We start from the raw sequence: 21,227 nt of genomic DNA, 5'->3' as shown, positions 1-21,227 counted from the left end.
AAAATCAATTAGGTCAAGCTGGAGCGTTAGTCTATAAGCGTCTTGTGAAGCTTATAGACTTTAAAATGTTAAATATCAATTAACGAGCGTTTTTAATTTTGATTTTAAAAGTCAAGGTGCCAACGCCCTGAGGAACTAGGGTATAGTTAGTACCAAGAACTGCAGTACTGGTAGTACTAGCTATGCCTGCAGTAGATGAGGCAGTCGCAGAAGTAGCAGGTGAACCAGCTACTAAATCCGCACCAGCTGAAAAGTTAGACAACAAATCCGAAATGGTTAAATCGTTAAGATTAAAACCTAACGCTGCTGAAGAAGTATTAGTCGCCTGAATACGATAGATAACACACTGATCAGGTTTCGCATCGATCGCAGTCTGAATAAAGGTACTTGCAGCAACCGTACTTGAACAAGTCGCATCTAATGCTTGAGACTTCACTAAAGTTAAGCCTCTAACGTTAGTCGTATCAGTCACTGTAGTAGCAGCAGGTGCATTAATACCAGCAGGTGTTAGTGTTACAACAGAAGTTTCAGTGCTACCAACAGCTGCAGCATCAGCAACAGTTGCAGGAGCAGCTACATTGCCCGACGACACTTTGTAGTTGATTGCTAATGTGCCACCAGGTGCAATACCATTTGGAAATTGAGCGGTTGGTAGTGTAGTGCCATTAAGAGTATATGTATTACCACCAGCAACGGTAGGTTGCAGCGTTATAGTAACCGGAGCGCCATTACCAGGCGGCGTATAAGTAGCACTAACAGGACCAGTAACAGGTCTGACAGCCCCATTATTGCCACCATCAGCAATAGTGAAAGTCAATGGGTTAGCATTGGTACCTTCACCATCTTGACCGCTGTTAGTAATGAGAGTTGAATGAGTCGCTTGACTAGCAGTACCTGAGGCAGGGGGGATTTCTCTAGTCGTTGGATTGCTCACCACAACCGCTCGTCTGGTAAAGTTAGTCACACCAGGACTATCTATACCAGCGCCGTTACCTTCACCCGCATCATCAGGTACTCTAGTAACACCTATAGTGCTATCTGTACTATCCAAAATATCATAGTCAGTACCAAGTACAGGATTAGCAGGTAGCGGGCTAACCGGACCGACAAACTTATCATAGACTTCTGCGTTGTTAGTTACTGAACTATTAGCAGATGTAAACTGATCTCTATCGACGTTAACCGTGAAAGTAATCGTGCGACTTGCGCCAACAGCTAAGTTCGCTACGGCAACATCAATAGCTTGTCGAGTACCAACAGTAGAAATCGTAGCGGTACCAGCACCACCAGTTACGGTCACGTCTGATGCTGTGCCATTAGGTAAACTCAAACCTACAGGAAGGACATCTCTGATAACAATATCAGTCGCAGCAGCACTATAGTCAGTAATCGCGTTAGTGACTACGATACTATAAGCAATCTGTGGGTTAGCGACTGTCAAATCGACAGTACTGGTCGCTGTTTTTACAATTTTGAAAGTAGGCAATCTCACGATAGTTTGGTTTTCGTTCACCAATGTCGCACCAGGTGCATTATTAGCAGTAAAGAAAGTACTGGTCGCTGTTAATGTGCCTACACCTTTGTCATTACCGTTACTATCGTCTGGCGTAGCTGCTTCGTAGCTTAAGTTAGCTCTAGTACCTGGCTGTAGTCTAATAGTACCGCCATTAGTTAGGGTACCTGTCTGTGCTTGAGTTCCTAAAGCGGTGACCTGAGCATCAGTTAAAGGAGTACCATCTGCTTGTACAATAGTAAACGTAACAGGCGCAGTACCTAACGCATAGTCTGGAGTAGCCGTTACCAGTGATGAGTCATTACCTGTGGTATTGATGGTATAAGTATCCGTCACGTTACCCGTGTTGGTTAAATTATGAGTAAAGGTAGTTGTGCCACCTGGCGTAGCAGTCTGATTGATAGCAGTATCGTCACCAATACTACCATCATCAACAGTCGATGTGAGTGCAAAGTTAGCCGTTTCGCTAACGTTAACGGTTACTGTGTTAGAGGTTACAGATGGCTGACTGACGCCAGCAATACTGTAGCTTGCAGTTGCTACGTTATTAATTGGCGCAGCGCCTGCTGTTACAGCGTTAGCTGGGGTCGCTGCATTAGCGCCAGTAGACACACCCATTACTGCGGCGACGCCGACAGCTAGCAGGCTATAGTTAAAAGTGGTTGATTTCATATAATGCTCCAGAGTTAAGATTAAAAATTGAAACGTTAAAAGCGTGAAGGTTTAATGTCTATTGAATTAATTAACGGTGGTATTGAGAGCAACAGCTGCTGACTTTTTAGCTGGCAATAACTTAATATTCCAACGCAGAGTGCGGTATTCAGAATATGGAATCTTGACCATTTTGCCATCGACTTTACGCATAAGTGGTATATCAGCGTAATTCTCACCATCGATACTGGCTTGTGCACTTGCAGGCATCGCATCGCCAGTAAATGTCATATTGGCAGGAATAGGTAGCGTCACCATTAAATCGTTAATATCTTTATTGATGGTATTGGTATAATTCGCTTTATACTGAATCACAGTACCTGCCGGTGCGGTGCGTACTGGCTTATAGACTGTTTTACCTTCCGCATTCTTTATGACTTGATTGGCTGTTAGTTCCATTTTTAGAGCATCATCAGCATGTGCTACATTTAGTAAAGAGCTAGAAGCTATAGTAGCTAATAGAATATTGCGTAGAATCTTGAAACGTTTCATATAAAATCCTTTCTTATACCGTTACTATCATTGGGATACTAATGCTTTGGGCTGCCGTGAAACTGTCTATCATTTGCTATCAGGGTCGTCTGTAAAAAGCACACATTCCCCTTTAAGCTATTGTAACGTAATCGATACAAGTATCAATTATAAAGATGACAAATGGTATTTCAAGATGACCAAACGGTAAAAGCCCTGTCTAAGAAGACAGGGCTTTTTTGTATTAGAAAAGGAAGTAGTAATAATCTAGAGTTGCAATAGATAATAGCTACTGAGTGTTCGCTGTAGTGCCATATTTGGTATTAAAACGAATGGCCTGACGGCGAGTGGCTGTAGTAGCACCTAAGGAAAAAGTATTGGTGATCACTGTACCGTTGTTACCAATAGATACTGAGTTTGTTGCAAATGATGGAGTGCCACTATTTTCACCAATAGGTATTGGATTAACTAAGGTAGAGGTAATTAGCGAATTATTAGAGTCGTTTTTACTCTGTAGCCTATCCTTAATAACAATATCGGCTAAGGAAATATTACCTCGATTGATAGCTTCAATTCTATAAGCGATACATTGTCCTGGCACAATGCCAGATATTGGTTTTATACTATACGCGCTGCTAGCACTACCTTCATAATTAACACTAATTGTGGCAAGGTTATTTAGACTACAGTCATGAATATACTGACTTTTGATCAATACCAATGCAGCATTTGCTTGAATAACATCACCGAAATCATTGCTAGGATAGTTGTACTGACTATTAATGATGTTTATTTGTCGCACATCGCTTGTCGTGTCTACAGAATATGTATAATTACTAGGTTCATTCTGAGTGACACAGAGTCTTGTGTAACTACCTACTTGTGCTGGCGTCAAGCTAAAACTATAGGTTCCATCATTACCAATGTTTACCGTCTGAGGTGAGAACGTACCACTATCACCGGCACATTTATTCAAAGTAATGGTGTGACCAGTAGTAAAGGGGATCCCAGATTCGGTAGGTGAATCGTATTTGCCATTGAAATAAAGACTATTATTTAAGTACTTGCTAGATATATCATCCTTAGATGGATTTGAAACATTACCGTTATCGTTAAATACGGTGCCTGAGAATACGTAGTTTGCACTATTAGTGATAGTACATGTAATTTCATCACCATAAGTAACATTACTAAGGGTGAATGAACGCGTTTTAGTAGTAGGGTTATAGCTCATTGCAGTCGTAGGCATTACTGTTGTACTACCTGTTGTGGCATTACTACAAACGTAAGTCGCATTGTAGTTAGCTATATCACCTAGGGTCGTACCATTCATCACGCGCTCAGTAATAGTATAATTTGTGCTCTCTGCTAGGGTAATCGTTGCACTGGTTCCGTTCGTGATTGTTGAGCCTGTACCAGTAGTGGTAAAACTATTGGCAGCTAATGATCCACCACTAACGGCGATCTCAAACTGATCGTTAGTATTGACACGTGTACCACTCAACGCTTTTTTTACAATGAGTTTGGGCGGCGCGAGGCAAAAGTAGAAATCGGAATAGCCTACTAAATGATCACCAGTTGACGTTGTCGTGGAGGCACCAGAGTATGGATTACCATGTGTGGTTACAAATGGCGTATTTGCTGATTGGGCTCCCCATTCAATATTAAAATTACATGGACTACTAGGACTACAGTTTGCCCACTGGTTTGCAGTAATCGTTTTATTCGAATTGGATACAGTAAAGTTGTTAGCGAAATTGCTAAAAGAACCACCTGTAGTAACAATTGATACCGACTCAGTGTATCTTCCAGCAGCATTTGCATCTAAGTCTTGAACGACAAAACCGTATTTTGTAACGGGTTTATTAATAGTGGCCGTCAACCTGTGATTCACATCAATTTTTTCGCTGCCATGACGCATGTTAAGAGCATTGGTAGTAACACCAGCAAAACTGCTAACTTCTGGATAGCCAGTTCTAATAAAGTTGATATCGGAAAAAGATAAGACGAGTTTAAGACCACTGTCAAAGCTATAAGTGGTACTAGAGTTGCCTGCTGCTGACCAACTCAATGTGGCCTTAGGCGCTGTTGTAGTACTCTTAGAGCCTAAGTAATACATAGCATGTCCACTTGGACATACAGGATCAGCTTCAGCAAAAGCTACATTGCTAATCAAAAACATAGGAATAGCAGCTAACAATGTCATTATCTGACATATATATCTATTGAATAAATGCTTTTTCGTTGAATTCAAAAGTCGCTCTACCTTTTGCATCTCAATATTCCTATGTATTAAAGCCTAATGTAAACGTTTATTTACCAAAAAAAATCGTGTTATACATATTTTGTATTTTAAGTAATATTTTTGTAAAAATCATATTAAATAGATGAATGGCATTTTTGTCATGACCAGTTACCCTATGTTGCAAGATTAACCAGTCATATTCCATAAAGCTATCAATTAATAATATTTACCTAATAACTAATCATTATTTATTTAAAAAATACTTGTTATTTATCCATTTCTCTACAGCCATAAACAATTGCCTCGCAAACGCTTATAATAGAGTGTCAAAATCATTCATGACTGAATATACAGGGACAACAGTATGATCTGTTTTGTAGTTTCGTCCATTTGACGCAGATGTCAATTCTCAGTGGCACTATTTTGTATAATCTAGCTGTATCTCACCGTATGAAACAAGGGAATGCTTGGACATAGCAAGGAAGTCATAAGTAAACCTATATCTCACTTCACACCAGTATTTAACAAAGCCTTACCGTCTAGATAGGTAGGTATGACTGATATAAAAGGATCGACAAAAATGAATTATTACAAGGATGCTGATAGCACCGAGACCCAAGAATGGCTACAAGCCTTTGAGTCTGTTCTCAAACATGCAGATAAGGATCGCGCGCAGTTTCTTCTAAAAGCCTTGTACAATATGGCGGTGCAAGAAGGCCTGCCATTCAACCGCCTTGATACTGCTTATATCAATACCATCGCAGTCGAGGACGAGCCAATGTATCCAGGCGATCTTGGTATGGAGCGTAAAATTCGTGCGTTGATTCGTTACAACGCTTTGGCAATGGTCATGCGTGCCAACAAAAATGATGATGATTTGGGTGGTCACTTGGCGTCATTTGCCTCTAGTGCCACGCTTTATGAAACAGGATTTAACCATTTTTTCCGTGCGGCAAGCGATCACTTCGGTGGGGACATGATTTATTATCAAGGTCACTCAGCGCCAGGTATCTATGCACGTTCTTATTTAGAAGGTCGTCTAACCGAAGATCAGCTTGATAACTTCCGCCGTGAAGTGGGTGGTAAAGGCTTATCAAGCTATCCTCATCCATATTTGATGCCTGACTATTGGCAGTTCCCAACGGTATCAATGGGCTTAGGTCCGATCATGTCGATCTATCATGCTCACGTGCATCGTTACATGGAAAACCGTGGCTTGCTCGAAAAAGAAGGCCGTAAAATTTGGGCATTCTTAGGTGATGGTGAGACGGATGAGCCAGAAAGCTTGGGCGCAATCTCTCTTGCTGGTCGTGAGAAGTTGGACAATCTAATTTGGGTCATCAACTGTAACTTGCAGCGCCTCGATGGCCCTGTGCGTGGTAATGGCAAGATTATTCAAGAGCTAGAGTCGGTATTTCGCGGTGCTGGCTGGCGTGTGATTAAAGTCATTTGGGGTGGCAAATGGGATAGCCTGCTTGCCAATGATGATACTGGCGTGCTCAAACATCGTATGGAAGAAGTGGTCGATGGTGAATACCAGCTATATGAAGCGCGTACGCCTGAATTTACTCGCAAAGAATTCTTTGGTAAATATCCTGAATTAAAAGAAATGGCAGATGCATTGACTGATAAAGACATTGCACGCCTAAACCGTGGTGGTCATGACCCAATGAAGGTCTATGCTGCGTTTAGCGAAGCGATGAAAACCAAAGGTCAGCCAACGGTCGTACTGGTCAAAACTGTCAAAGGCTATGGTTTGTCAAGCACAACACAAGCGGTCAATAAATCGCATCAAATCAAGAAGCTTGATCAAGAGGCGCTTGTGTATTTCCGTGATCGCTTTGATTTGCCATTTACCGATGAGCAATTAGAGACTCTACCATTCTACCGTCCTGAAGAAGGTTCGGCAGAGATGAAGTATCTAAAAGGTCGCCGTGAAGCATTGGGTGGTCATCTGCCAAACCGCCGTAGTGGCCATATTCCGCTGAACATCCCTGAGCTGTCGATATTTGATCGCGTATTAAAGGGTAGTAACGGCAAAGAACAATCAACGACGATGGTATTTGTACGTCTGTTATCAGCCATGCTGAAAAACAAAGACATCCAAGATCGCGTGGTACCAATCGTACCAGACGAAGCGCGTACCTTTGGTTTAGAAGGTATGTTCCGTCAATTGGGTATTTACTCTGCGGTCGGACAAAAATATACGCCAGAAGATAGCGAAGCATTGATGGGCTATAAAGAAGCCATCGATGGCCATATGTTAGAAGAAGGTATCAACGAAGCGGGTGCGATGAGTACATGGATTGCCTTGGCAACCAGTTACTCTGTGAACGCGCTACCAATGATTCCGATGTACATCTATTACTCGATGTTTGGCTTCCAGCGCATAGGTGACTTGGCGTGGGCAGCAGGTGACTGTCAGGCACAAGGCTTCTTATTAGGGGCTACTGCGGGTCGTACGACTTTGAATGGTGAAGGCTTGCAGCATCAAGATGGCCATTCGCAGATTTTGTTTAACACCGTACCGAACTGCGTGAGCTATGACCCTTGCTATGGTTATGAGTTGGCGGTCATCATGCATGATGGCCTACGTCGGATGTACGGAGAAGGCGAGCGCGTTTATTATTACCTAACGCTAATGAACGAAAACTACGACCAGCCTGCCATGCCAGAAGGAAGCGAGGAAGGTATCAAGCGCGGTATGTATTTGCTTGAAGACAACGGCTCAACTCAGGTACAGCTATTGGGTTCAGGCGTGATTCTACGTGAAGTACAAAAAGCGGCTCAGATCCTAAAAGATGAGTTCAATATCACATCAAACGTTTGGAGTGTCACCAGCTTCAACGAGTTGACTCGTGATGGTATGGTTTGTGACGACTACAACCGTCTACATCCAATGAATGAAGAAAAAGTGCCATGGGTTACTGAGCAATTAGCACCGCACGAAGGCATCGTAGTTGCAGCCACTGACTACATGCGTAACTACTCAGAGCAAATTCGTGCTTGGTTACCAGACAACCGTCCTTATACCACGCTTGGCACAGATGGTTATGGCCGCTCTGATACTCGCGAGAACCTACGCAGCTTCTTTAACGTTGATGCGGCTCATATCGTTGTCGCCACGCTTAAGCGCTTAGCGGATGAGGGTGAAGTCGAGATGCGTTTGGTAAAAGATGCGATTTCAAGCTTAGGCATCGATGCGGATCAGCCACCTGCATGGCACCAACAGTCTTATTATGATCATTCTCCAGATGCACCTGCACCAGGCAAAGTCAACCCAAGTCCTGTGCCTGAGTTCGTTGCTGAAGACGATGAAGATATCAGCAATGAAGGCCGCGCCGAAGATCAAGCAGATGCGCCCTTGCTCAATGACGGTGATGTCAAAGAATAATAATCATAAGACTAGGAGATAAAACATGGACATTAAAGCCCCCGATTTGGGTGTCGATAGTGCTGAAGTCAGCGAAATTATGGTAGCAGTGGGTGATGTCATCGCAAAAGATGACAACATCGTTTTGTTAGAGTCTGACAAAGCGTCAGTTGAAGTACCAAGCTCTGCTGCTGGTAAAGTCACCAAAATCAATGTCGCCATCGGCGATCAAGTCAGCGAAGGCATGGTATTGATCGAAGTAGAGAGTGCTGACGCAAGCGATGATAATGACGATACTGCCGAAGAAGTAACTGATTCAGAACAAGCAGACGATAATAATGAAGACGCACCTGTTGAAGATGATGCAGATGCAGAAGAAGCGACTGATGATGCTGGCGAAGGCGCATCGACTACCCATGCACTGCCAGATATAGGCGTTGATGAAGCGCAAGTGGCTGAGATTATGGTGAGTGTAGGCGACACGGTCAGTGCCGATGAGTCTATCCTACTGATTGAGTCAGACAAAGCCTCAGTCGAAGTGCCTGCACCAGAAGCAGGCGTAGTTGAAAAAATCTTGGTTAATGCTGGTGACACTGTTGCCAACGGTCAAGACTTTATCGTTATTAAAGCGGCAGGTACTCCTAAGGCAAAACCGAAAGCAGATACTGCTAAAACTGAAGATAAAGCGGACAAGCCTGCACCGAAAACTGAAAGCAAGTCACAGCCAGCCCCAACAGGCGAGCCAGAGCAAGCGCCTGCACCGACCTCAACTGCTGCACCTGCGGGCAAAAAATTGAGCGAAGCGGAAGTCAATGAAAAGTTGGTTGATGTATATGCAGGTCCTGCTGTACGTAAATTGGCTCGTCAGCTTGGCGTCGATATCACACAGGTAAAGGGTTCAGCACTAAACGATCGCATTCTAAAAGAAGATCTGTTTGCGCATGTTAAAAACCGTTTGACCACCCAACAAGCCGCACCAGCTGCTCAGGGTGCTGTTAGCTCAGGTCTGCCAAAACTACCTGATATGAGCAATGTTGAAATCTGGGGCGAAACAGAAACCCAAGATTTAAGCCGCTTGCAAAAAGTGTCAATCCCGCAGCTGAACTACAATACCTATCTACCGCAAGTGACACAGTTTGATTTGTCTGATATCACCGAAACTGAAAAACTACGCGGTGAGCTAAAGGGTGACATGAAGGCGCAAGGTATTGGCCTGACTATTTTGGCCTTTATTGTTAAAGCAACTGCTTACGCCTTGACTCAGCATCCACGTTTCAACAGTCATTTGAGCGACGATAATACACAAATTATCTTACGTAAGAGTGTCAACATGGGTATTGCGGTTGCGACTGATGACGGCCTAGTGGTTCCTGTGATTAAAAATGCACAGGACAAAGGCATCAAGCAGATCGCGATTGAAATTGGTGAGCTTGCAGGCAAAGCCCGTGATAAAAAGCTCACTACTAAAGATATGCAAGGTGCCAGCTTTACCATATCAAGCCAAGGTATCTTGGGCGGTACATCATTCACGCCACTGGTCAACTGGCCACAAGTAGGCATCTTGGGCGCATCAGAAGCGACCATGCAGCCAGTTTGGAATGACGCTAAGCAAACTTTTGAGCCGCGCTTGATGCTGCCATTATCATTGTCTTATGACCACCGCGTCATCAATGGTGCGGATGCAGCGGTATTCACTCGCTATGTTGCTACATTGCTTGCTGATCCACGCCGTATTTTGCTATAGCTGATACGCTACTTTAAAAACTAAAACCAAAAAAAGACTGCCTAAGGGTGGTCTTTTTTTTGAGCAGTACTGTATTAGATATGAGTAACTATCAGCCAAAAAAAAGCCAGCATCAGCGCTGGCTTTTTATACTTAGATCATCGAGTTTAATACGATTTGTGATTAAAACTGTTTAACAAATGCAATGCCATATGCCCAAGGGCTGATATCGATTTCACCGATGTCACCGCCATCTAAAGTAGCATCTGTTTTGATGTCCATATAGCGTGCATCGATACGGAAAGCTTCAGTTGGAGCGAAAGGAATGTCTAAACCGACATGACCAGCCACACCAACACTATCATCAAGATCTAAATCACCACCAGTAGAGATTCTTTCTTTAAAAAAGGTCGTATAGTTCACGCCAACACCAACGAATGGCTTGATATTCATTGGCATGTTGTCAGAGTCAAAGTGATATTGCACAGAAAGAGTTGGTGGTAAATGTTGGGTTTTACCTGTTAAAACTTGTGTGCCATCCGCACTGTTTAGATCAAAATCATGATGAAATGGAAGTGCTGCGAGTAGCTCAACACCGACATTGTTGGCAATGAAATACTCACCACTAATAGTTGGCTGTATATCGCCGTCAACATCAACAGACAAACCATTATCTAGAGTGCCATTATCACTTTTAGGGTCAACATAATGTGCACCAGCCGCAATAGACCAAGTGCCAGAAGGTACGGCAAAAGCAGTGGTCATGGTAAGGGCAGTGGCAGCGGCTAAAACTAGGGATTGTAGTTTCATGATTTGGTTCCTTAATATATTAAAAGGTTATCAGTGCTAATGAGGGATGACATTGCACACTGATACATAATGTTATAATGGATGATAAAGCGGTAACATTATGACTCCATTATAGTATAAAACCACAATTACTGTAAGGTTTTAATTGTGCTTTACTAAGTTTTATTTAATTATTTATAGTAAAGGCGATAACGGTATAATTATTTTGATTATTTAAAAAAATTGATTATTGTGAGGTAGGGTATAAGCCTGTTGTGATACTCTGAAAATAGGTAGATAAGAATTATAGTCAATCCATTAAAAAAGCGTTACAGCGTTAACCTCGCTTGAAGTATGACGTATACATCTGCACTCGGTTGCCTTGTACCACTCTTAAATTGGATCAACTATATATTGATTATTGCTAATGTCTAAACGGTAGAATTGGAAATAAATGGTGACGGCTTACTGAATTGATATTCATGATTTGATAAAAGGCGTACGTATTATGCTTGGTTATTGTAGCAACTCCCCACTACGTTGTAAGAACGCCCGTTCTACCAACATATTGAATCAGGTAGATTCTTGTTGCCCTGAGTGCCATTTATTTTTAGTACCTGCTCAAGACATCAGCCAGCAATTGCCCGCTGATGAGCAGTTTTTACGATTATCAGTAGTAGGCACCGCATTGGTGCTATTAATAGCAGTCTATCTTTATTATCTACATGGGACATAATATAGTCGAACCACTATTAAAGTGTTACCGCGTTAGACTCGTTTAGCCTACTACTGTAGTACTTGCACTCGTCTGCCTTGTACCACTTTTAATATTGATTGACTATAGCGGCTGCTGATGAACAGGCGATAAGCCAATGCCATGCTGGGTCATGTCAAATAGTTGATATTTTCGTATTGATCAAAGTGCATTGATGAAAGCGCATTGAATAAAGCGTGTGCTCTTGATGATAGAGCGCTTGAACACCTTGCAAGGCAGTTAATTTATTTTATTTACATAATACCGGTATTTCACCGAATAGGGACGGCATGCTACTCCAATCTATAAGGCGCTTACGTCATTTTGTTTATGATACGTTGCAAAATGATGAACATGACACTTTATTTAGCCGCTATATTGATTATTTTCTCATATTTTTGATCATGACCAATGTGGCAGCTGTGATTGCTGAGTCAGTTGACAGCTGGTACTACCCTTATCAAGATTATTTTACTTGGTTTGAAAACTTCTCTATTGTGGTCTTTTCGATTGAGTATCTGCTGCGGCTATGGAGTGTCGCTGAAGCAAAGCCTGATAATACAACGTGGAAGCAGCGCTGGGACTGGATCAGAAGTCCATCTGCTTTGGTAGACTTGGTTGCTATTGTGCCAGCCTTCTTGAACTTCTTTGTCAATATCGATTTGCGCTTCTTACGTATTTTACGTTTATTTCGTATTCTCAAACTGACGCGTTATTTTGCTTCTATGCGTATTTTGCTGGTGGTCATCAGTAAAGAGCGCGGTTCGTTTCAAGCGGTTATTTTTATATTGATTATTATGATTGTAACGGCCTCAAGCGGGATTTATTTGGTTGAAAACCATGCGCAGCCAGAAGAGTTTGAGTCAATACCCAAAGCCATGTGGTGGGCGGTGGTGACGCTTACGACGGTGGGTTATGGAGATGTCACACCAATTACTAACGCTGGTAAAATATTGGGGGCGATCATCACGATATTGGGTGTGGGTTTGGCTGCACTGCCTGCAGGTATTCTGGCGACAGGTCTGGCAAATGAATTGGCACAACGCCGCGAAGAGCTGGAGCAGCATTTTCGTGAGCAGCTGATCGATAGTGATTTTGATTTGGTACAAAATCAGATGATGATTGACAAGATTCGCCGAGAGCTGGGACTGGATAAAGAGCAAGCACAAAATATTGTACTGCAAGTGCTACGTGAGCAAGAGCTTGAGCGGCGCGAAAAAGAAGTGGAGGTGCGTCAAAAGAATTTTTGCCCGCATTGCGGCGAGGCTTTATAACCTAAGTATCTGTCCGATAGTATTCGATAACAATAGACACTTATGCCTAGAGTCTTTTAAACAAAGGTTATCGGTTTGAGATAAAAGGAGACGGTGTGGCAAAAATGCCGCCTCCTGTCATTTTGATTGTTGGCGTTATATTCCCTGAGGGATAGGCAGCGAACGTGCCAATTCATGCGCAACTTCTTGCGCCGCTTTTGAGAGATCTTCTGCGCTCAGTGGTAAATTTTGTAGCGTTAAATGCCAATCATCAACAGACCGGCGCAAATGAGCGACCCAAAGCGTTTTACAATCACGTGGGAGCTGTTTTAGGTTAACTTCAAAACAGCGATTGCCCTCATCATCACTCAGATGTATCTCACCTTTTTTGACTCTAGAGAGAGAATGTCCGTGATACGAGTTGGCAATCAAAGCGATATGGGTGATGTGTAAGGGAATCTCCGCCAACTCTATTCTGATCTGCTCTTGATCCAGCGGTGCTAAATACATCGCTTGCTCTCCGCGATCCTTGCCATTTAGACTATCGCCTTGATGCTTGATGGCTTCAGCTTTATCACGTAGTTGTTTGAACCAAACAAGGTCGCTGATGATGCAGTTTTCATCATATAAAACGCAAGCTAGATCGATATCGACCGCGCTTTTGTCTTTTTTAAAGCGCTTAAATAACCCTTTTGGCTCAATCTTGGTAAATTCATAATTGAGTGCAAAAAACAAGGTTCCAGTGTCCAAGCCCAGTCCTCTCAAACTGTCGGAAAGCAGCGGTGATGGCGCAGTGGTCGGCATAATATTCCTTTTTTAATTTTTAGTGGTTAACGATTAGTGTCATTCGAGTGTTATTCGTTGTTTGTCATTGCAGGTTGGTCCAATACCGCTTGATAAAGGAGTGCAGGCTTGGCGTCTAACAGTCCACTGCCAAAACCACGTAACCACCAAACCAGCTGTGAGGTCAAATTAACGGTCGCTTTTATTGTTAGGGTGTCGTCGTCGTTTGATGTGACGATTTGATCATCACTCAGCTTGCTCTCAGTGAGGCTTCGGCCTGCTTTTTGGGTAAATTTTAGCTCAACGGCTGTGTTTTTACCACGCTCAGCCAACTCACCAAATAATGGATGACTAAAGCCCATACTGCCTTCATCCAAATACGTATCGAGCTGAAAGTTATCTGGTGTCTTTGCTGCGCTCTCTAAAATCTCGACTCTATCAAATCGATGTAGCGCAAAGGTACGAATGGTGGCATCGGGGTCATCGGTACGAGTCGCCAGTAGATAAATAATCACGCCACGCTGAATGATAGCAATAGGGTTTAGCGTATATTCGCTGGCCTCTGATTTATTGCTGCGAGTGTAGCAAGCATTAATTTGCAGCTGATAAAACAATGCATGGTAAATGTTGTCTTTGCTATCTAAATCTATATCTGGGGCAATAAGTGGCTGGGTCGCAGGCTCGATACGTACACGGTCTATCCATGAATGCGTGACTTTACTGTTTTTGAGCTGTCGTCTTGCTAGATCAAACCACGGAAATAGCTCATCTAAAATCACAGGCGGCAATAGCTGAGTGAGATTGGCCTCGACCATATTAAAAGCAACTGCCTGCGATAGATTCATATGCGGCAAGCTTTGCAGCGGTGCATCTTCCTTCCAGCGCCAACCTTGTGGATTGGCGTTGTTTTTTTCGATAGGAAAGCGTTTGGCCAATGCGTTCAAATCACGTTGCACGGTACGCAGGCTGATGTCAAAACCGGCCATCATGAGCTGTTCATAAATATGAGTCGTACCTACCCAGCGATTGCGCTGTAGCTGTGACAGTACTTGCCATTGACGAGCCGTTGTCGCTGCCCCATAACGATTATCCTGGGTCTCTTTTAACACATCATTTTCTGCCGCCTCTATTGCAACTGCTTGCTCATCAGAATCTGATTGAGCTTGAAGGTTATTGGCATTAGTAGAATGTACAGTCATCAAAAAATACCCTTTATAAAGTCACAGGTTATTGTTCTACAGATTTTGGCTGGTTGTTTATCATCTCAGAAAAGTATCAAAGCGTCTAGGGACGTTCGTATACATTTAGACATCGTTTAGGCGCCGTTTAAGCACCGTCTAAACACGTCCTAATTATCATTTTGGTGTGTTGTCATTGACACTTTAAGCTTCACTGTGCTCACGGTTGTCAGTGACGTCACTATCGTTATTTTCGCCTTTGCGATTTTCTTTTTCTATTTTGTCCTCTTTTTTTTGGCGCTTGGCTTTGCGTTTTTTCTTCTCTTTCTTTTTTGACTTTTTATCATCTACCTCATCGTCGCCGTCTTGGTTCTCATCCCATAACATCAGACGATTTAGGACTTTGCCAAATAGGGTGTCCTTGCGGTAGCGACCTTTTTTATTCATGGTATCGATGGGTAGGCCTGTCATCAAGGTCAATGCTTCACTCAAGGTATAAACGCCATAAATATGGAAGTCGCCGTCTTTTACCGCAGCAATGATATCGTCGCGTAGCATGAGTTGTTTGACATTGGCCATTGGAATGACCACGCCTTGAGCGCCCGTCAACTCTTGCTCACGGCACGCATCAAAAAAGCCGGCGATTTTGGCATTGATACCACCAACCGCTTGTACTTCGCCCAGCTGATTCATAGAACCAGTAATGGCAAAGGATTGATCAATAGGGACATTTGCTAAAGCGGATAGTAGCGCACAACCTTCGCTAACGGTGGCACTATCACCATCGATATGGGCGTAGCTTTGTTCAAACGCGAGCGAAGCGCTGAAGTTTAGTGCATGGTGTTGGCTAAATAACGCGCGCAAATAACTGGTCATGATCAACATACCCTTGGCGTGCAAGCTACCACCCAAGTCTACATCACGCTCGATATCAAGGATTTCACCTGCGCCAATATTGGGCTGAATAACGGCAGTGAGGCGCGCTGGCATGCCAAACTCACTATCGGCATAGCTGACGACGGTCAGGGCGTTGACTTGCCCAACTGCACTACCTTGGGTTTGAATCAGCTGCTGGCCGTTTTTGAGTTCGTCCCAGTATAGATCGCGCAAATATCCTGAGCGCTCATCCATGTCGTCAATTGCCTGAGTGACATGATCTGCTGTCACCATTATCTCATCATTTAAACGAGCGTGACGGTTTGATTCATGCAACAGTTTAATCAACAAATCACTGTGTAGGCTTAAACGGTCCTGCTCTTCAGCTTGCAAGCTTAAATGCTCAAGCAACGTGGCTTGCGCGCTACTATCGAATGGATAGAGATCAGCATAATCGATGATGTCTGCCATTTTCGCTACCAGTGCCAATTCATGCTCGCTGGTGCGCGTCACATCATCATGAAAGTCCGCGCGAACTTTAAACACTGCATCAAACTCAGGCTCAAGCTCAAGCAGCTCATAATATAAGTCTGCTTCACCTAATAAGATCACTTTGATATCAAGATCAATGGGCGCTGGTGATAAAGACAAGCTACCTGTTAGCGTTAGCATTTGCTCAAGGCTTGAGAGCTTAATTTTGCGTGACTGTAGTGCGCGCTTTAGACCTTGCCATGCATAAGGATGCTCAAGTAAATGGCTGGCTTCTAGCAGCAGGTAGCCGCCATTGGCACGGTGTAGGGCACCTGCGCGAATCATACTGACATCAGTCGTTACTGTCCCTAATTGAGTGATTTGCTCAACATGACCCAATAAGTTTAGATGGGTTGGTAAGTCTTCAAAGACAACAGGCGCGCCACTGTCTGGTGCGTGACTGACAATGACATTGACCGCGTAACGGCTGGGTGTTGTGGTCAATACAGCCGTCACAAACTCTTCGTCATCGCCGTTAACGATACGCTCTACATGAGTAACCATATCGGCAAATATGGCTTTGAGATAGTCAACCACAAGTGGGTGCGTGGCAAATTGCTCATAAACAGGCGCGAACAAAGGCTGTAGTGCACGGCGTGCGATACTGCGATGCAGTGATTCTATCGCATCGTTGGCTTCGTCTTCTAACTGCTCCAACGCAATGGTTAGTTGACTGAGGCGCTTTTGCATATGGTTTTTCTGTACGAAGTTATTTAACTCAGCCTCGTACTCACTGTTACCATACTCAGAATTTTGAGCGTTGTTTTGCTCTTCATCATGGTTAGTCTTATCGTTGCTCAATATATTGGCTTTTTCGTTATCATTTCTTGGTGATAAATTTGCACTGTTGCTAGATGATTCTGAAGCCTTTACAGGGTCGCTACTACTGTCTGTCGTCAACTGACTGGGATGGACGAAAACTGCCTTGTTATCAAACGAGCGAAACGTTAAGGCTAGATCATACTGTTTGCCCTCAGCGTTTAGCGCGTCGTAAGCATGACTCTCTTTTTGATGTGTATTGTTTTTAATCGCTTCGATTTTACTTTGGTATTGGTCGCTACGAAAGCGTTGGCTTAGTCGCTTTTTTGCCTGTTGCCACAAGTTATTGACCTGCTGTTGTAGCAAGGCGGCTTGTCCTGCAGGTAGACGCAGAGCCAGTGGCGTACGTGGATCGGTAAAATTGTGCACATAAACCCAATCATCAGGCGTTGGTGCGTCGGCGGCAATACGGGCCAACAGGCGACTGATGACAGTACGCTTACCCAAGCCGTTCTCACCAGCAGCAAACACATGATAGCCACTTGCATTGATGTCTAGCGCTGTATGCAAGGCTTTGAGCGCACGTTGTTGACCGAAGCCAACATCTAAGTCAGGCGCAGTACGTGTGTCTGTAGGCAGCTCATCAGGGTCGCTATAGCGTTTTAGTTGCTCAGCTGAAATACGGCAGCTTTTTTGAACCTCAGTAAAAATAGGATTTGGGGCGTTAGATATTACTGGTTTATCGTCTTGTGAGTCAGCGGTAGGTGGTACCATATTATTAGCGTCTTTTGATATTTGAGACATAAGGGGGTAGGGTCGTTCGGTCATAGGCGTTTAAGAGATCATCTTAGCAATAGTAACAGAGTTAAAGAAGCAGTACGGTATTATAAAAAAGCGCTTCTTAGATTTTTATAATCAAGCAGAATATCTTACAAGATATGGCCACAATTTAGCGAAATCATTGAGCATACTTTTGTATCATGGTGAGATAACTATGTAGCAATAGGCGACTGGAGCATAAATTAAGCGGAAGTTTTGCGCTATTAAAGTAGAATAACGCCTCACAAACCGTGCAGATAGTATAAGATGTCCCACATTGGCGCAATCTGCAACTATTCAATGAGCAGACTGCATGATAAAATAGGCGGTTCACATGTCAAAACTGGATAACTCGTTGTATGTCAGCTTCCGCTAAAACCTCTTCGTCGTCTACTAGCACGGGTAATATCAATATTGATCCGACTGGCTTTGTGAAGCTTGGCTCACAATTGCCAAAGCTGGCCAGTATCTTAGCCCAAGCCGTAAATGAGCTAAGTCTATCACTAAGTGAGAAACAGCAGCGCACGTTATTATTATACTTAGACCAGCTTTTGTTGTGGAATAAAGCGTATAATCTGACCGCCATCACCGATCCAGAAGAAGCGCTGATCAAACATGTGATTGATTGCTTGTCTATTATAACGCATTTGCCGACAGGGTCGCTGCTTGATATCGGTACAGGTGCAGGGTTGCCTGCAGTGATTATTGCGATTTGTCAGCCTGAGCGCTCGTGTACAGCCCTTGATAGTAATCAAAAAAAGATTCGCTTTATTAAGCAGATCAGCAGTGAGCTTGGCTTACGTAATATGCAACCGATCGCTTCGCGTATTGAAGCGCACGAAGCCAGCTATGATGTGGTGACTTCTAGAGCGTTTGCCAGTTTGATAGATTTTGTTGAAGTAGCGCAGCCGAGATTGGCAGATGGCGGTTATTTGTGTGCTATGAAAGGCAAAGTGCCAAGCGATGAAGAGCTACAAGCGCTTGATAGTGATTGGCACATTAAGACGATTAAGCTGACAGTGCCGCGTCTGCATGATAGTCGTCATTTGATTGAAATGTCTGCTAAAAATGCCTGAAAGGTAGATACTTCTCAGTCATGAAACAGCAGTCGTTTTTTGTGAAACGCAGTTTACGTTTGTACCTAAATGGCATAGTATTTAAAAGGCACTGAAAATATACAAACGAAAATTGGGTGATTTATAAAAGAATTTTTTTATAAATGGCTGACTTTCATGAAGCGCTGATTTAGTAGCACTGCATAAGCATATAAGATTGAGCGGCAAATAAATTAAAAGAAAAAGTCAGTAACAGACCTTAATAAAATTGAGTGAGTGTATGGAAATCATAGCAATTGCGAATCAAAAAGGCGGCGTGGGCAAAACCACGACGGCGGTAAACTTGACCGCCAGTTTAGCTGCTAAGCGCAAGCACGTACTACTGATTGACTTAGACCCACAGGGCAATGCAACCAGCGGTACGGGTGTCGACAAAAACGAGCTGATGCTTACCATAGCCGATGTTTTACTGGATGGTGTAGCGCTTTCAGAAGCGATTGTGACCAGTCCGGCAGGGTTTGATGTGATCGGTGCCAATCGTGATTTGGCTGGTATGGACATCACATTGATGAGTAAAACGGACAGTCACGAGCTGTTCAAAACGGCGATGAAAAATCTGGTTGATGCGCAGACATCCTCGCAACAGCCGCCATACGATTACGTGATTATAGACTGTGCACCCAGTTTGAACCTACTGACGATTAATGCCTTGGTTGCAACTGATAGTGTGATTATCCCAATGCAGTGTGAATATTATGCATTAGAGGGATTAGCGGATTTATCACAGACGATTGAGCGTCTTACTGAATTAAACCCTAAGTTATATATTCGCGGTGTTGTGAGAACGCTGTTTGATGCGCGTAACACGCTTGCCCGTGATGTGTCTGCTGAATTAGAAGCGCACTTTGGCGATATTATGTATAAGACTCATATTCCAAGAAACATTCGCCTAGCAGAAGCACCCGCGCATGGTCTACCAGTGATTGCTTATGAGAGATGGTCAAAAGGCGCGCGCGCCTATCAAAAATTGGCCGCTGAAGTGATGAAGCAAAGTAGCTAGTTTTTCTATAAAAGCTTTCGAACAATAAAGCACTTAACATTGTATTTAGTAAGCCGCAGCAGTAATCAATTGGCTTTTATTTTAGCGTTAGAGGATAGGTAATCATGGCGAAGAAAAGAGGGTTGGCTGCCAATCGAGGCTTAGATGCCTTATTAGGGTCAATCAAGAAAGAAAAGCAAATCACCGCCTCTGCCTTGCAAGATGATATGGCTGCACGCGATGTGGCCGTGCCAGCTGAAACGCTAGACACCAACATGCCTGTGAAAACTGCCCCCGTCGATGCGGCTGCGCCCAAAGCCAGTAAAAAATCGGCTGCAAAATCCACTGATAATGACACTACTGTCAGTAATAGTACTCGTTCATCACGTGTGACAAGCAAGACGGCTATCAACAAAACGCGTGGTAATAGCACAGACGTAAACGCTTCAGAGGATCAAATCAGCCTCGTGCAGATCGATGTCACGCGTCTACAAGCAGGTAAGTATCAACCGCGCCGTGACATGAGTGAAACGGCACTGGCAGAATTGGCATCTTCTATTGAGCAGCATGGCGTGATGCAGCCCATCGTTATCCGCCCATTGCTCGCCAATGAAGATAAGAGTGAAGTATTTGTCACTCATGAAATTATCGCTGGCGAACGTCGCTGGCGCGCGGCAAAAATGGCGGGTAAGTCGGTTATTCCAGCGATTGAGCGTGCGTTATCTGATGAGCTTGCTATTGCATTGGCCTTAATTGAAAATATCCAGCGTGAAGATCTATCGGTGATCGAGCAGGCAGCCGCGTTGCAGCGCTTTCATACAGAGTTTGGTATGAGTCACGCCATGATTGCTGAAGTGGTAGGCAAGGCGCGTACAACGGTATCGAATTTACTACGTCTAAATCAATTGCATGATACGGTAAAAGATCATTTGGCAAATAGCGCACTAGACATGGGTCACGCTCGAACGCTTTTAGCATTGTCTTCTGAGCAGCAGCCAATCATTGCACAAAAAATCATCGATGGCGGTATGACGGTGCGAGAAGCTGAAAAGCTGGTCAAATCCATTTTGAACCCTGTACCCAAGGCTAACCGTGTCGAACAAGCACAGTCTCGTGACGAAGAGCGTCTCACGCAAAGATTGACAGATATGTTGGGTGCTGAAGTCAAGCTTAAGCACAAAAAAGACGGGCAGGGTAGTGTTGAGATCTTTTTTCACAGTCAAGACCAGTTAGCTGCTTTGATTAAACACATAGAAGCACAGGCTTAAGACAATACGCAAGCTAGTAGGACTGATTTATTAGTAACGACTATTTACGTATAAATCCATCTACGTAATAACTGTTTTTAAAAATAT

14 protein-coding genes are annotated in these 21,227 nt (G+C 43.6%); 7 read left to right on the top strand and 7 right to left on the bottom strand.

The window, feature by feature from the left end; translation table 11 throughout:
- Positions 1 to 79: 79 nt before the first annotated feature.
- The 3 genes from BLR43_RS09885 to BLR43_RS09875 form a co-directional block, all read right to left on the bottom strand.
- Positions 80 to 2,185, bottom strand: coding sequence for a beta strand repeat-containing protein (locus BLR43_RS09885; protein ID WP_093070860.1), 2,106 nt, complete (start codon positions 2,183 to 2,185; stop codon positions 80 to 82).
- Positions 2,186 to 2,251: 66 nt separating this feature from the next.
- Positions 2,252 to 2,716, bottom strand: coding sequence for a hypothetical protein (locus BLR43_RS09880; protein WP_093070858.1), 465 nt, complete (start codon positions 2,714 to 2,716; stop codon positions 2,252 to 2,254).
- A gap of 268 nt (positions 2,717 to 2,984) precedes the next feature.
- Positions 2,985 to 4,970 carry a hypothetical protein gene (locus BLR43_RS09875; RefSeq protein WP_143007429.1) on the bottom strand — a complete coding sequence of 662 codons (1,986 nt, stop codon included), beginning with the start codon at positions 4,968 to 4,970 and terminating at the stop codon, positions 2,985 to 2,987.
- Between the two features lie 550 nt (positions 4,971 to 5,520).
- Here BLR43_RS09875 and aceE point away from each other — a divergent pair.
- Positions 5,521 to 8,334 (top strand): pyruvate dehydrogenase (acetyl-transferring), homodimeric type, encoded by a 2,814-nt coding sequence (gene aceE / locus BLR43_RS09870; RefSeq protein WP_093070854.1) that lies wholly within the window; start codon positions 5,521 to 5,523, stop codon positions 8,332 to 8,334.
- Positions 8,335 to 8,359: 25 nt separating this feature from the next.
- Entirely contained in the window at positions 8,360 to 10,057 is a 1,698-nt protein-coding gene (locus BLR43_RS09865; RefSeq protein WP_093070852.1) for a 2-oxo acid dehydrogenase subunit E2, read from the top strand.
- A gap of 162 nt (positions 10,058 to 10,219) precedes the next feature.
- Here BLR43_RS09865 and BLR43_RS09860 read toward each other — a convergent pair whose 3' ends face one another.
- Entirely contained in the window at positions 10,220 to 10,846 is a 627-nt protein-coding gene (locus tag BLR43_RS09860) for an OmpW/AlkL family protein (protein WP_071001346.1), read from the bottom strand.
- 487 nt (positions 10,847 to 11,333) lie between these two features.
- On the opposite strand from BLR43_RS09860, the gene BLR43_RS13480 reads away from it, so the two are divergent.
- Both BLR43_RS13480 and BLR43_RS09855 read left to right on the top strand, forming a co-directional pair.
- The gene (locus tag BLR43_RS13480) at positions 11,334 to 11,561 is read left to right on the top strand and encodes a hypothetical protein (protein ID WP_143007428.1); all 228 of its coding nucleotides are present in this window, start codon (positions 11,334 to 11,336) and stop codon (positions 11,559 to 11,561) included.
- Positions 11,562 to 11,869: 308 nt separating this feature from the next.
- A complete protein-coding gene (locus tag BLR43_RS09855; RefSeq protein WP_093070850.1) occupies positions 11,870 to 12,853 on the top strand; it encodes an ion transporter in 984 nt (327 codons plus the stop codon).
- 135 nt (positions 12,854 to 12,988) lie between these two features.
- Here the strand turns inward: BLR43_RS09855 and BLR43_RS09850 are convergent, their stop codons facing one another.
- The 3 genes from BLR43_RS09850 to BLR43_RS09840 all read right to left on the bottom strand — a co-directional run bounded on the left by BLR43_RS09850 (position 12,989) and on the right by BLR43_RS09840 (position 17,763).
- The gene (locus BLR43_RS09850; protein WP_093070847.1) at positions 12,989 to 13,636 is read right to left on the bottom strand and encodes a TerD family protein; all 648 of its coding nucleotides are present in this window, start codon (positions 13,634 to 13,636) and stop codon (positions 12,989 to 12,991) included.
- 50 nt (positions 13,637 to 13,686) lie between these two features.
- Entirely contained in the window at positions 13,687 to 14,814 is a 1,128-nt protein-coding gene (locus BLR43_RS09845; protein ID WP_071001349.1) for a helix-turn-helix transcriptional regulator, read from the bottom strand.
- A 183-nt stretch (positions 14,815 to 14,997) separates the two neighbouring features.
- Entirely contained in the window at positions 14,998 to 17,763 is a 2,766-nt protein-coding gene (locus tag BLR43_RS09840) for an AAA family ATPase (RefSeq protein WP_379542897.1), read from the bottom strand.
- A 374-nt stretch (positions 17,764 to 18,137) separates the two neighbouring features.
- Between BLR43_RS09840 and rsmG the strand changes: the two genes are divergently transcribed.
- The 3 genes from rsmG to BLR43_RS09825 all read left to right on the top strand — a co-directional run bounded on the left by rsmG (position 18,138) and on the right by BLR43_RS09825 (position 21,140).
- Entirely contained in the window at positions 18,138 to 18,854 is a 717-nt protein-coding gene (rsmG, locus tag BLR43_RS09835; protein ID WP_071001351.1) for a 16S rRNA (guanine(527)-N(7))-methyltransferase RsmG, read from the top strand.
- A gap of 259 nt (positions 18,855 to 19,113) precedes the next feature.
- The gene (locus BLR43_RS09830) at positions 19,114 to 19,893 is read left to right on the top strand and encodes a ParA family protein (RefSeq protein ID WP_093070840.1); all 780 of its coding nucleotides are present in this window, start codon (positions 19,114 to 19,116) and stop codon (positions 19,891 to 19,893) included.
- A gap of 104 nt (positions 19,894 to 19,997) precedes the next feature.
- The gene (locus BLR43_RS09825) at positions 19,998 to 21,140 is read left to right on the top strand and encodes a ParB/RepB/Spo0J family partition protein (RefSeq protein ID WP_071001353.1); all 1,143 of its coding nucleotides are present in this window, start codon (positions 19,998 to 20,000) and stop codon (positions 21,138 to 21,140) included.
- Positions 21,141 to 21,227: the final 87 nt, after the last annotated feature.

Source organism: Psychrobacter pacificensis (genome assembly GCF_900101915.1).
Taxonomy (GTDB): domain Bacteria; phylum Pseudomonadota; class Gammaproteobacteria; order Pseudomonadales; family Moraxellaceae; genus Psychrobacter; species Psychrobacter pacificensis.
Note: the sequence above shows the minus strand (reverse complement) of the source record. Positions and strands in the feature narration are given on the sequence as shown.